Source organism: Geobacillus sp. G4 (genome assembly GCF_040327975.1).
In the GTDB taxonomy this organism is placed as follows: Bacteria; Bacillota; Bacilli; order Bacillales; family Anoxybacillaceae; genus Geobacillus; species Geobacillus thermoleovorans.
Genome location: NZ_JBEPJY010000014.1, coordinates 44969 through 57662, shown reverse-complemented (window position 1 = coordinate 57662; position 12694 = coordinate 44969). Strand labels below are relative to the sequence as shown.

General features: G+C 51.4%; 18 protein-coding genes. 2 read left to right on the top strand and 16 right to left on the bottom strand.

Features of this window, described 5'->3' with window-relative positions; translation table 11 throughout:
* The first annotated feature begins 574 nt into the window (after positions 1-574).
* Positions 575-1330 (top strand): polysaccharide deacetylase family sporulation protein PdaB, encoded by a 756-nt coding sequence (pdaB, locus tag ABS784_RS14135; protein ID WP_011229660.1) that lies wholly within the window; start codon positions 575-577, stop codon positions 1328-1330.
* Positions 1331-1465: 135 nt separating this feature from the next.
* Here pdaB and ABS784_RS14130 read toward each other — a convergent pair whose 3' ends face one another.
* On the bottom strand, positions 1466-2065 hold the full coding sequence (locus tag ABS784_RS14130) for a KinB-signaling pathway activation protein (protein ID WP_011229659.1): 600 nt from the start codon (positions 2063-2065) through the stop codon (positions 1466-1468).
* A 149-nt stretch (positions 2066-2214) separates the two neighbouring features.
* On the opposite strand from ABS784_RS14130, the gene gerD reads away from it, so the two are divergent.
* On the top strand, positions 2215-2841 hold the full coding sequence (gene gerD / locus ABS784_RS14125) for a spore germination lipoprotein GerD (RefSeq protein ID WP_014194611.1): 627 nt from the start codon (positions 2215-2217) through the stop codon (positions 2839-2841).
* Positions 2842-2926: 85 nt separating this feature from the next.
* Here the strand turns inward: gerD and ABS784_RS14120 are convergent, their stop codons facing one another.
* From ABS784_RS14120 to infA, 15 genes are all read right to left on the bottom strand, one after another.
* Positions 2927-3943 (bottom strand): Mrp/NBP35 family ATP-binding protein, encoded by a 1017-nt coding sequence (locus tag ABS784_RS14120; protein ID WP_011229655.1) that lies wholly within the window; start codon positions 3941-3943, stop codon positions 2927-2929.
* 194 nt (positions 3944-4137) lie between these two features.
* Entirely contained in the window at positions 4138-4854 is a 717-nt protein-coding gene (cwlD, locus tag ABS784_RS14115; protein ID WP_011229654.1) for an N-acetylmuramoyl-L-alanine amidase CwlD, read from the bottom strand.
* A 66-nt stretch (positions 4855-4920) separates the two neighbouring features.
* Positions 4921-5361 (bottom strand): YbaK family protein, encoded by a 441-nt coding sequence (locus tag ABS784_RS14110; RefSeq protein WP_011229653.1) that lies wholly within the window; start codon positions 5359-5361, stop codon positions 4921-4923.
* Between the two features lie 119 nt (positions 5362-5480).
* A complete protein-coding gene (gene rpsI, locus ABS784_RS14105) occupies positions 5481-5873 on the bottom strand; it encodes a 30S ribosomal protein S9 (RefSeq protein WP_011229652.1) in 393 nt (130 codons plus the stop codon).
* Between the two features lie 20 nt (positions 5874-5893).
* Positions 5894-6331: a 50S ribosomal protein L13 gene (gene rplM / locus ABS784_RS14100; RefSeq protein ID WP_011229651.1), complete on the bottom strand. Its 438-nt coding sequence runs from the start codon at positions 6329-6331 to the stop codon at positions 5894-5896.
* Between the two features lie 179 nt (positions 6332-6510).
* The gene (gene truA / locus ABS784_RS14095; RefSeq protein WP_011229650.1) at positions 6511-7287 is read right to left on the bottom strand and encodes a tRNA pseudouridine(38-40) synthase TruA; all 777 of its coding nucleotides are present in this window, start codon (positions 7285-7287) and stop codon (positions 6511-6513) included.
* Positions 7288-7299: 12 nt separating this feature from the next.
* Complete coding sequence (locus ABS784_RS14090) at positions 7300-8097, bottom strand: energy-coupling factor transporter transmembrane component T family protein (RefSeq protein ID WP_011229649.1); 798 nt, start codon at positions 8095-8097, stop codon at positions 7300-7302.
* Positions 8090-8962 (bottom strand): energy-coupling factor ABC transporter ATP-binding protein, encoded by an 873-nt coding sequence (locus tag ABS784_RS14085; RefSeq protein WP_011229648.1) that lies wholly within the window; start codon positions 8960-8962, stop codon positions 8090-8092. The genes ABS784_RS14090 and ABS784_RS14085 overlap by 8 nt, the downstream gene beginning before the upstream one ends.
* Positions 8938-9777, bottom strand: coding sequence for an energy-coupling factor ABC transporter ATP-binding protein (locus ABS784_RS14080; RefSeq protein ID WP_352512910.1), 840 nt, complete (start codon positions 9775-9777; stop codon positions 8938-8940). Before ABS784_RS14080 ends, ABS784_RS14085 begins: the two co-directional genes overlap by 25 nt.
* Before the next feature lie 117 nt (positions 9778-9894).
* On the bottom strand, positions 9895-10257 hold the full coding sequence (gene rplQ, locus ABS784_RS14075) for a 50S ribosomal protein L17 (protein ID WP_011229646.1): 363 nt from the start codon (positions 10255-10257) through the stop codon (positions 9895-9897).
* Positions 10258-10357: 100 nt separating this feature from the next.
* On the bottom strand, positions 10358-11302 hold the full coding sequence (locus tag ABS784_RS14070; RefSeq protein ID WP_033008688.1) for a DNA-directed RNA polymerase subunit alpha: 945 nt from the start codon (positions 11300-11302) through the stop codon (positions 10358-10360).
* A 150-nt stretch (positions 11303-11452) separates the two neighbouring features.
* A complete protein-coding gene (gene rpsK / locus ABS784_RS14065) occupies positions 11453-11842 on the bottom strand; it encodes a 30S ribosomal protein S11 (RefSeq protein WP_011229644.1) in 390 nt (129 codons plus the stop codon).
* 25 nt (positions 11843-11867) lie between these two features.
* A complete protein-coding gene (gene rpsM, locus ABS784_RS14060) occupies positions 11868-12233 on the bottom strand; it encodes a 30S ribosomal protein S13 (protein WP_008881920.1) in 366 nt (121 codons plus the stop codon).
* A gap of 20 nt (positions 12234-12253) precedes the next feature.
* Entirely contained in the window at positions 12254-12367 is a 114-nt protein-coding gene (gene rpmJ, locus ABS784_RS14055) for a 50S ribosomal protein L36 (protein WP_003247619.1), read from the bottom strand.
* A 35-nt stretch (positions 12368-12402) separates the two neighbouring features.
* On the bottom strand, positions 12403-12621 hold the full coding sequence (gene infA, locus ABS784_RS14050) for a translation initiation factor IF-1 (RefSeq protein WP_011229642.1): 219 nt from the start codon (positions 12619-12621) through the stop codon (positions 12403-12405).
* Positions 12622-12694: the final 73 nt, after the last annotated feature.

The window sequence follows — 12694 nt, the reverse complement described above, 5'->3', positions numbered from 1 at the left end:
CTTCGCCTTCGGGATTGTAAATCCCTGCAGGCGAAGAACATTTGCCCATCGCGGCGACCCGCGGGCCTCAGCTTTTCTTTCGCGCTTCGTTTCGTTCAGTTTTCAAGGAACGAGACCTCTTCTTGAACTTGCTTCGTTGCAGTCTTGCGCCGAGGAACCCAATTCCCCCGAATTCACTAGAAGACACAGGCGCAAAGTTGCTGCATTGAAACAACTTCTCTGCTGATTTGCAGTCTTGAACTGAAGAATAGTTGAATCTTCCTCTTGCAAACAGCTCTTTTATACTAACATGCCTCTTTTTTCTTGTCAAGATCTTTTCCGTTGCTTTTCGTCACTCACCGCTATCGAACACTCTGTCCGATTAGCGACGATTTTTAATATACCACTTACCAATCAAAAATGCAATATCTTTTTTAGGGGAATTTCAGGAACCGACGCCAGACCGTTCCTTTAGGCTTCCTCCATCTCTTCGACGGTAAGAGGACTGGCAAATAAGTTTCATAACCGCCATGGCTGTCCGCATAAGATGTTATTAGGACAACGATTTTACAATGCAAAAAAGGGGGCCGATGTCATGTTTTACGCGTTGAACGGACGGACGCTGAAAAAAGCTCTCATTATTATCTGCTCCGCCTTTTTCACCGCCGTCGTCTTGTACGCTTATGAAATGAACCGTCCAGTTTTTTCGCTTCCTTCTGGGCCGAAGGCGGTATATAAAGTGGACAACGCCCGCAATGAGGTGGCGTTGACGTTCGATATCAGCTGGGGAGATGAGAATGCAGACAAAATTTTGGATGTCTTGAAGCAGCACGGGATTCAAAACGCGACCTTTTTTTTATCCGCCTCATGGGCCGAACGCCATCCAGCCGTAGTGAAGCGGATCAAAGAGGAGGGGCATGAGATTGGCAGTATGGGATATAACTTTGTCAACTATACGGAACTTGAGAACGCCAAAATCCGTCAAGATTTAATCATGGCGAAAAAAGTGTTTGACATGTTGGGAATTAAACAGGTTGAGCTGCTGCGCCCCCCTGGGGGGAACTTCAACAAAAATGTGTTAAAAGTTGCTCAGTCCCTCGGCTACACTGTCGTCCATTGGAGCATTGACTCGAAAGACTGGCTCAACCCTGGGACAGACCAAATTGTTGAGAACGTCACGAGGGACCTGGAACCGGGCGATATCGTGCTCCTTCACGCATCTGATTCGGCAAAACAGACAGCCAAAGCGCTGCCGAAAATTATCGCTTCCATGAAAGAAAACGGCTACAAAAACGTCAACCTCTCCGAGCTGTTGGCGAATGGCGAAGCCGAAAGCCGCGGGATCGAGTGACACGTTCCGACAGCGGCCTGCGCCGGTGCGGCTGGATTGCGGCGGCAGACAAGCCGCCAATTGGAATGATTGGCTTTTGGCGAACAGCCGTTTTTTCGCGGCTGCCATAAGAAAACAGGCGGCGCCTTGCTTTCTTTATTGTTTCGCGCTGCCTGTCAATTTATGCAGTATAAGAAGCTGGTATGCATTGCATACTAATAAAGGAATCAACATCAAATACAGCCAATCACGGTCGTTGATGCGCAACACGGGAAACCATTCAATGACCGTAACGACGACCATAAAGAACAAAGCCGGAACGAACGCCCCTTTGTTCGTCTGTGCGCTCTTGACGTAGGCAACAACGAGACCAACCACCAAAATGAACAATGCGGTCAATAGATACGGAATGATTGAATCGCCCTTGTCCGCAAACGCCATGTAGCGGAAATACACTAAATCGAACAGCACGAACATGATCAAAACAACCTGCACAGCGTTCCATAGCGAACGGAAGATGCCAAGCCCGAACCGGTGGACGGTTAAATAAGCAAAAAACCCCGCCTGACTGATGACGCTGAAAATAAAGCCAACACCGATATGCCATAACAAAACAGCCATAAATTCGACCATTTCCAGGCGCAACAGCAAGCGCCCGAATTCTTCCCAGTTGAACACAATGCCGACGGCCGCCGTGGCGATGCCGCCGATCAGCAGCGTCGATAAAAATAAACGCACCCATTTGCGGCTGTTCACAGCTTCATCCTCCATCATTTCAGCATAACCCGCTTACCATTTTACCAGCGCCCTTGTGAAAAAGCCAGCTCCGATCTCCCCCATGTATATTTTTTTCGCCAACATTCATATTAAGGGTGAGGGATTTTTGCAGAAAGGAGCTCACTTTCATGAACAAATGCCTACCGCTCCTCTTGCTCAGTTTTCTCGTTCTTGGTTCCTGTGCCCCTCAAGAAATCAGCCCCCCTCCCCCGGATTATGACGAAACGAAAAAGATGGTTGTTGACATTTTAAAAACCGACGAGGGGAAAAAGGCGATTCAAGATATTATGTCGGAAGATCAGATGAAGCAGCAACTAGTCATAGATCAAAAAGCTGTAAAAGAAACGCTGCAACAAATGCTGACATCCGATCAAGGAAAAAAGTTCTGGGAAAGTGCGTTAAAAGACCCGAAATTCGCTGAAAGTTTTGCCAAAGGGCTGCAAGCAGAACATGAAAAAATGATGAAGGCGCTCATGAAAGATCCCGATTACCAGGCGCTGATGATCGATATTTTAAAAGATCCAGAAATGGAAAAAGCCATGGTCGATGTCTTAAAAAGCAAAGAGTTCCGCCAGCATTTGCAAAAGGTGATCACGGAAACGTTGAACAGCCCGCTGTATCAGGCGAAAATTCAAGATATGTTGATGAAAGCAGCTGAAAAGGTTCAGCAAGGCGGAGAAAAACAAGAAGAAGGCGGAGGGGAAGGGGGAGAGGGAGAAGAAAGCACCGGCAACCAACAAGGCGGAGGAGGTTAATCAAGCAAAAAAGCGTCCGTGCGCTGAAAACCGCCAACGCTCTAATCGGCGGTTTCTCGCCATCGGACGCTTTTTGTGAAACCGATTAATATTTTGCAACGATTTTGCGGGCGATATCCATATAAATTTTCCCGATCGGATGATCTTCTGCGTAAACGGACGGAGCGAAGTCGTCGTCGTTCCAATCCGGCTGCTGAAGCGGCAGCTGCCCTAACAGCTCGGTTTGCAGCTCTTTGGCCAGCTTTTCTCCGCCACCCTTGCCGAAGACATACTCCCGCTCCCCTGTTTTCCGGCTCTCGTAGTACGACATATTTTCGATCACGCCGATAATTTCATGTTCGGTGCGCAACGCCATTGCCCCAGCGCGGGCAGCGACAAACGCAGCGGTCGGATGCGGAGTCGTGACGATAATTTCTTTGCACGACGGCAAGAGCGTATGGACGTCCAAGGCGACGTCGCCCGTACCAGGCGGCAAGTCAAGCAGCAAGTAATCCAAGTCTCCCCATTCGACCTCTTTGAAAAAGTTGTTCAACATTTTCCCAAGCATCGGGCCGCGCCAAATGACCGGGGCGTTGTCCTCGACGAAAAAGGCCATCGAAATGACTTTTACGCCAAACCGTTCGACCGGGATGATTTTGTCGCCCCTCACCGTCGGGCGCTCGGTGATTCCCATCATGTCCGGAACGCTGAACCCATAAATGTCCGCGTCAATCAACCCGACTTTTTTGCCGAGCCGGGCGAGCGCGACCGCCAAATTGACGGAAACGGTCGACTTGCCGACTCCACCTTTGCCGCTGGCAATGGCGATATACGTCGTTTTTTGCTTGTTTTCGCTATATTTCTCCACCACGTCGCGCGGCAGTTCGGCGAACCGCAGCCCGACCGTCGCAGCGCCCGCGTCTTTCAGCTGCTCGACGATCGCCGTTTGCACGCGAAGCTGCTCGGGCGTTCCGGTTTTGGCGAGCGCGATTTTCACGCTGACATGGTTTTTCTCTTCCTTAATTTTGATTTCTTGGATGGCATTCGTCTCTTTAAACGTTTTGTTTAAAAAGGGATCTTTCATCTTTTCAAGAATGGCGCGCACTTCAGTTTCCGTCAACATCGTATTCACCAACCCTTTTGCAAATCAATGGTCATTTCTACGTGTTATCATACCATAAATCGGCAGACGGCCGCCATGTTTGACTTGCTCCCGCACGTCCCCGCGGTTGAAAAGGGGGGAATTTCTAATTCCTTTTGGCGAAACAAGGCCGGTCGGCTGTCTGTCTCCTCTGTTCCGACCTTAAAAAATCCCCGCTACTCGCGAGGCGTATGTTCATTGGAAAAATAGCGGAGCACTCCTTTATAAATCGAGGCGGCCAGCTTCGTTTGGTAGCCATCAGACACAAGCAGCTCTCGCTCATCGGGATTCGACAAAAACCCAACCTCGACAAGCGCGCCGGGGATTTTTGCATGCTTGAGCAAATAGACGGTATCAATCATTTTTGCCAGTCGATGGGTGTTCTCCAAATTGCGCCGCAATTCCGCTTGGATAAATCTCGCCAGCCGCTCGTTTTCGATGAACGACCCGTAATAAAACGTCTGCGCTCCTCGCCAACGCGGCGACGGGATGGCGTTGAGATGGATGCTGATGAAAAGATCGGCATTCGATCGATTGACGAAAGCCGTTCGTTCGAGCAAATCCTCCGTTTTCCGTCGGCTGTAGCCGCGTGTGGACGGGCTGGCCAAGTCCCGATCCGTCTCGCGCGTCATCAGGACGAGCGCCCCTTGCTGCTGCAGATAATCGCGCAGCTTTTTCGCCACGTTGAGCGCGATGTCCTTTTCCACCGCCTCGCCACCGACGGCGCCGCCGTCCGGCCCACCATGGCCGGGGTCCAATACGATGATTCTCCCCGATAATGGGAGATTCCATGGTTTTGTTGATGTCAAATCGGAAAATAAAGACGGAAATAGCAAAGTGCTCATAAGGGCGACGGCAGCAAAAGCGACCAGCCACTTCCATTTTTCTCTCATTGTTTCTCCTCCCGCACGTTTCCCTTCTCTATCTTATATGGGACAAGGCGCGGGAATAGAACTCATTCAGCGAAGTTTTAGACGACGCCGTTTTTTGCCCCGCTCAAATCCTTCCGTCCACCAGTTGCCGATATATTGTTCACACGCGTCATACAGCGACTGGCTGAGGAAATCGTTGTCGATATTGCCCCAAAAGCAAAGAAAATCAAACAGCGTATCGATCAAATATTTTTCTTCTTGAGCACATCGACAACGTACGCTGGCCGCCGGCTCCCCATAATAGCCGAATCGGCTGTAGCGAGCGCCGAGCAAATACGCTTCAATGGCCAGATCAATACAGCCTTCCTCAACAACGGATGGGAACATCCGATACGCCGTATAAAACGGAACAAAGTGCTCAAGCGCTTTGGTCCGTAATTTCTCAAGCGACAGTTCGCGCAACATGTTCCGTTCATAGCGAAGCTGCTTTTCCTGCCTTTTTTCCGCCAATGAAGTGATGACTGTCATCGTCTTTCACGCTCCTTTACGATGTAGTGTCTAACGATCGCTCACAATCATACGCGCGGGCGAAAGGCAGAAATAAGCAAAAAACCCAGCCAAATCGGCTGGGTTGGAACATCACGCGATTAACGTTTCGAGAATTGCGGAGCGCGGCGGGCGCCTTTGAGCCCGTATTTTTTGCGTTCTTTAACGCGAGCATCGCGCGTCAGCAAACCGGCCCGTTTCAGCACCGTGCGGAATTCCGGATCGACTTCAAGCAACGCACGGGCGATGCCATGGCGAATCGCACCGGCTTGGCCGGCAAATCCGCCGCCTTGGACATTCACCAAAACGTCGTAGCTGCCAAGCGTTTCCGTCAATACGAGCGGCTGTTTTACCATTTCGATGAGCGCTTCCGTCGGGATGTACTCGCGAATGTCACGCTTATTGACAATGATGCGGCCATCGCCCGGGACAAGGCGGACACGGGCGACCGAGCTTTTGCGACGACCTGTGCCGTAATATTGTACTTGTGCCAAAATCATACCCTCCCTTATGATTATCCGCGAAGTTCATACACTTCTGGTTTTTGTGCTTGATGCGGATGTTCGCTTCCACGGTAAACGTGCAACTTTTTGAACATTTGCCGGCCAAGGCTGCCTTTTGGAAGCATGCCGCGCACCGCACGTTCGATCATTTGTTCCGGGTAGTTCGTACGCATTTCCAGCGCTGTTCTTACTTTTAAGCCACCCGGATATAAGCTGTGGCGATAGTACAGTTTTTTCGTCAACTTTTTCCCAGTCAGTTCGACTTTGTCCGCATTGATGACGATGACGTGATCTCCGCAATCAACGTGCGGAGTGAACGTCGGTTTATGTTTGCCGCGCAACAGCGCCGCTACTTCGCTGGCTAAGCGGCCTAACGTTTTGCCAGCTGCGTCGACAACGTACCATTTACGCTCTACTTCATTCGGTTTCGCCATATAAGTCGTACGCAATGCAGTTCCCTCCTAAAATAAAAAAATGAACAAACAAAATGGTCGTTTATTTCAACACGATTATGGTCCGGGGCTAATCGTGGAAAATACATGCCATATGATATAATAGCTTGCCGGCGCGCCAATGTCAAGAAGATGTTACACAAGGACTCGTTGTCTTAAAAAGCCGGAGAAAACCATCAGCCATCCACCAATGAGTGAACCAAACATTCATCCTCATAGTATACGCGCCATAAATACAGCCCTTCGGCCGGCGCGGTTGGACCAGCGAGGCGCCGATCTTTCGCCGCAAGCAGTGTCGAAATGTCGGCGGGAGAACGCTTCCCTTGGCCGATCTCCAACACCGTGCCAACGATAATGCGCACCATGTTGTACAAAAAGCCGCTGCCGACAAACCGAAACTCGAGCATCGGGCCGTCGGCCTTCACTTCAGCCCGATACATGGTGCGCACCCGGTCTTCGATCGACGTTTTTGCGGAACAAAAGCTTGTAAAATCGTGCGTTCCATGAAGCAAACGAAGCGCCTCGTTCATCGCGCTGATATGAAGCGAATATGGATGCCATGCGCAATAATGGCGGCGAAACACGTCGCGCTCGGCAGCCGTCCATACTTTATAGCGGTATTCTTTCGCTTTCGCCGAAAAACGGGCGTGGAAGTCTGCATCGGCCTCCTGTACAAAGCGAACGACGATATCATCCGGCAGCTGGGCGTTCAACGCCTTTTTCCACTGCTCCGAGGAAAGGGAAAGCGGCGTATCAAAGTGGATCACTTGCCCATAGGCATGAACGCCGGCATCCGTCCTTCCGGAAGCCGCCACACGCACTTTTGTCCCTTTATGCATCCGCCGAAGCACTTCCTCAAACTCGCCTTGCACCGTCCGCTTTCCCGGCTGGATTTGGTAGCCGGAAAAGTGGGTGCCATCATAGGCGATGATGCATTTGATCCGTTGTGTCATGGCCTTCCTCCGCTATGAGCGTAATAAACAAAGCAATACGGCCAGCAGCGCCACAGCCGCTAAAAACGCGATGTCCACCGGCTTCCAAGCGAGCTGGCGGAATTTCGTCCGCCCTTCCCCGCCGCGGTAGCCGCGCGCCTCCATGGCTGTCGCCAGCTCATCGGCTCGTTTGAACGAGCTGATAAACAGGGGCACAAGCAGTGAGACAATGGCTTTCATCCGTTCGGAAAAACGGCCGCCAGAAAAATCAACACCACGAGCCGCCTGTGCTTTCATAATTTTTTCCGTCTCTTCCATCAATGTTGGAATGAATCGAAGCGAAATGGCCATCATCAAGGCGAGCTCATGGACAGGAACGCGCATCTTTTTGAGCGGCCCGAGCAAACTTTCGACGCCGTCGGTCACTTCAATCGGCGTCGTCGTCAACGTCAACATCGTCGTCATCAATACAAGGAGCAAAAACCTTAGGGAAATAAAGACCCCTTGCTTGATGCCGCCTTCATATACAGAGAGCGCACCGATTTGGTAGATGACGTCTCCTTCTTTCGTCATGAATAGATGCAACAGCAATGTAAACAAAACGACCCATAAAATCGGTTTCAAGCCGCGGGCAATGAACGAAAACGGGATGCGAGACAGAGCTGCAAAGGCAAACGCAAACAGCGACAGCAGTGCATACGTCGCCGCATTGTTCGCCAAAAAGACGATCAGGACGTAAGCAAACACGATCAATAGTTTGGCGCGCGGGTCTAAGCGATGAATGACGGAATGACCAGGCACATATTGCCCGATAATCAAATGATTAGTCATGGACGCTCACCTTGGAGAACAATTGCTGGATGGCTTCCGCTGTCTGTTCCAACGTCAAGCATGGCGACGGAATGACAACGCCGAACCGCTTTTCGAGCTGCTGTTTCAATTTGACCGTTTCCGGCACACTCAAACCGATGGCAGCCAGTTTGTCAGCGTCGCGAAACATCTCTTCCGGCGTTCCGTGGCCCCATACCGTTCCTTCATGCATGACGATGATTTCATCAGCGTACCGAGCTGCATCTTCCATGCTGTGGGTGACGAGAACGGTTGTCAACTGCTTCTCACGATGGAGGCGATAAAACATCTCCATCATCTCTTTGCGCCCGCGCGGATCAAGGCCCGCGGTCGGTTCATCGAGCACGAGCACTTCTGGTTCAAGCGCGAGCACGCCGGCGATGGCGACGCGCCGCATTTGCCCTCCGCTCAAATCAAACGGCGATTTCGCCAATACGTCTTCACTCAATCCGACGAGCTTAATGAGCTCCCGCGCCTTCCGCTTCGCCTCGTCTTCCGGCACGCCAAAATTGAGCGGGCCAAAACAAATATCTTTCTCCACCGTTTCTTCAAACAACTGGTGCTCCGGGAACTGGAAGACGACCCCGACCTTTTTGCGCAGCGGTTTCAGCTGCTTTGGCCGCTTATGGCTCGTGATCGTCTCTTCGCCGATCTTCACCGCGCCGCTTGTCGGCTGCAGCAACCCGTTTAAATGCTGAAGGAGGGTCGATTTTCCTGAGCCCGTATGCCCAACCACGGCAACGTACGCCCCGCTTCGGATTGCGACATTGACATCATAGAGCGCCCGACGGGCAAGCGGTGAACGGGCGTTGTACACATGCTCTACTTTTTCGAATACAATGTCCATAGCTCCTCGACCAACTCCTCTGTCGTGAAATATCCAGCCCGAAGCGGAATGCCTTGTTCCCGCAAGCGACTGCCCATTTTCACGGCAAACGGCAAATCAAGACCGATGCGCTCGAGCTTGCTTCCGAGCCGAAAGATTTGCTCCGGCGTCCCTTCTGCCATCACTTCGCCTTTGTTCATCACAATGAGACGGTCCGCCTTCGCTGCCTCTTCCAAATCATGGGTAATTGACAAGACGGTAATGCGCTGCTGGCGGTTCAGGCGGCGCACCGTCTCAAGCACTTCTTCCCTTCCACGCGGGTCAAGCATCGATGTCGCTTCGTCCAAAATGATCATATCGGGGCGGAGCGCCAAAATGCCAGCGATGGCGACGCGCTGTTTTTGCCCCCCAGACAACCGGTGCGGCTCATAATGGAGAAACGGCTCCATATGGACTTGGCGAATGGCCTCGCGAATGCGCTCGACCATTTCCAAGCGCGGAATGCCGTTGTTTTCAAGGGCAAAAGCGATGTCGTCTTCCACGGTCGCACCGACAAACTGGTTGTCCGGGTTCTGGAACACAAGGCCGACGCGGCGGCGCACCTCCCAAACGGTTGTGTCGTTCAAAAGGCGTCCAAACAAGCGAATGGCGCCCCGCTCCGGCCGAAGCAAGCCGATCAGCATCCGAGCGATGGTCGATTTGCCGGATCCGTTATGGCCGACGATCGCTAACCACTCCCCGCGCTCGGCCGTGAAGCTGACGTTTTGCACCGCATAGTCGGATTGATTTGGATAGCGAAAGGACACTCCCTCGATCGACAAGATTGGTTCGGCCATGATCGTTTCCCCTTGCTTCGCCGCGTTGCAAACGCAGCCTGCTAAATGATGGTAAACAAAAAAAGGGCATAGATCCAGTTCAAACGAAACTGTCTCGCCCTTGTTGAAATGAAACCGTTACACGAGTTCAATAATGACCATCGGCGCCCCGTCACCGCGGCGAGGACCAAGTTTCATAATGCGCGTATAGCCGCCTTGGCGATCTTGGTAGCGCGGCGCAATGTCGCTGAACAGCTTTTGCAACGCATCCTGGCCGGTTTCGCTGTTGGCGACCTCCTTGCGGATGAATGCCGCTGCTTGGCGGCGGGCATGCAAATCGCCGCGTTTGCCGAGCGTAATCATTTTTTCCATGACCGAGCGCAGTTCTTTCGCCCGCGCTTCCGTCGTTTCAATGCGTTCGTTGATGATTAAGTCTGTTGCCAAGTCGCGAAGCAGTGCTTTTCGTTGCGAAGTCGTGCGTCCTAATTTTCTGTACGACATCAAATGTCCCTCCCTTTTAAAGTGATGTGTTCCTCATGGTGGCCATCATCAAAGCAATATGGTGAAAGTGTGTTTCCGGCTTGCCGGCGGAGGCCGGCACTTAGTCGTCTTTGCGCAGGCTGAGGCCAAGCTCAGCCAGTTTCGCTTTTACTTCCTCAAGCGACTTGCGGCCGAGGTTGCGCACTTTCATCATATCTTCTTCCGTTTTTTGCGTCAGTTCTTGAACAGTGTTGATGCCGGCCCGCTTCAAGCAATTGTAGGAACGAACCGAAAGATCGAGTTCCTCGATCGTCATTTCGAGCACTTTTTCTTTTTGATCGTCCTCTTTCTCGACCATGATCTCCGCATTTTGCGCCTCATCCGTCAAGCCGACAAAAATGTTCAAGTGCTCCGTTAAAATTTTCGCTCCAAGAGAAATGGCCTCTTTCGGCCCAATGCTTCCATCCGTCCACACATCAATGGTCAGCTTGTCATAGTCCGTCACTTGGCCGACCCGTGTATTTTCGACCTGATAGGAAACACGGGAGACCGGCGTATAGATGGAGTCGATCGGAATCACGCCGATTGGCTGGTCCTCGCGCTTGTTCGCCTCGGCCGGGACATACCCACGTCCCCGTCTGGCGGTCATGCGCATGCGCAGGCGACCGCCTTCCGCCAGCGTAGCAATATGAAGGTCCGGGTTTAAAATTTCTACATCGCTGTCGTGAGTAATATCGGCAGCCGTGACAACTCCTTCACCCTGCACATCAATTTCCAACGTTTTCTCTTCGTCTGAATAAATCTTCAACGCCAATTTTTTGATATTCAAGATGATGGCTGTCACATCCTCGACGACGCCGTCAATCGTTGAAAACTCGTGCAGTACACCGTCGATTTGCACCGATGTCACAGCCGCACCAGGGAGTGAAGACAATAGGATACGACGCAAGGAGTTCCCTAAGGTTGTACCATATCCACGCTCAAGCGGTTCGACGACGAATTTGCCATATTTGGCATCTTCGCTCAGTTCGACCGTTTCAATTTTCGGCTTTTCAATTTCAATCATCGATTATTATACCCTCCTTCAAAACGTCGAGACCCCGATCAAACGGTACACGCCTAACAACATTCCCCCATGAATCTCTCTTTACGCTTGCCTGCCATGGTCTTTATCATATCCCATTATTGACAATGGTGCAAATTCTATACAGGGGCGTTACACACGGCGACGTTTTGGCGGACGGCATCCATTGTGCGGGATTGGAGTGACGTCTTTGATCGCCGTAATTTCCAACCCGGCTGCTTGCAATGCACGGATCGCTGCCTCGCGGCCAGCCCCCGGACCTTTGACGTTCACTTCGACCGTTTTCATGCCATGCTCCATCGACGCTTTCGCTGCTGCTTCAGCCGCCATTTGCGCCGCAAACGGCGTTGATTTGCGCGAACCTTTGAACCCCAGCGAACCAGCGCTCGCCCAAGCAATGGCGTTGCCATGAACATCCGTAATCGTCACGATCGTGTTGTTGAACGTTGAACGGATATGGGCGATGCCTGTATCAATATTTTTTCTTACCCGGCGTTTACGAGTGTTTGTTCTGCGTGCCATTCGTCAAATGACCTCCTTTGCGTGATTATTTTTTCTTGTTCGCTACCGTGCGGCGCGGACCTTTGCGCGTGCGGGCATTGTTTTTCGTGTTTTGGCCGCGAACCGGCAATCCGCGGCGATGGCGAAGACCACGATAGCAGCCGATCTCCATCAACCGTTTAATATTTAACGATACTTCACGCCGCAAATCGCCTTCCACTTTTAAGCGGCCGACGATTTCACGAATGCGGCCAAGCTCTTCTTCCGTTAAGTCGCGAACGCGTGTGTCTTCCGATACGCCGGCTTCTTTTAAGATTTTTTGTGCTGTCGGTTTGCCGATCCCATAAATGTATGTTAACGAAATGACTACCCGTTTATCACGCGGAATATCGACACCTGCAATGCGTGCCATATGATACACCTCCTTGAAAATTACCCTTGGCGTTGTTTGTGTTTTGGATTTTCACAAATGACCATGACTTTGCCGCGTCTGCGAATAACTTTGCATTTTTCGCAAATCGGTTTGACAGATGGTCTCACTTTCATGTTGTTTACCTCCTTATTAAACGGAGTGCAATCTTTTATTTATACCGATACGTGATTCGTCCACGCGTCAAATCATAGGGCGACAATTCCACCGTCACTCGGTCGCCGGGCAAAATGCGGATGAAGTGCATGCGGATTTTGCCGGACACATGGGCCAATACCGTATGCCCATTTTCTAATTCTACACGAAACATCGCATTTGGCAATGTTTCAATGACGGTGCCTTCTACTTCAATGACATCGTCTTTTGCCATCGAGCGGCTCCCCCTCCTTCGAATGAGTAACATTGTGTTACGCAAAACCGGACGGACATAAGGCGGCGCAATT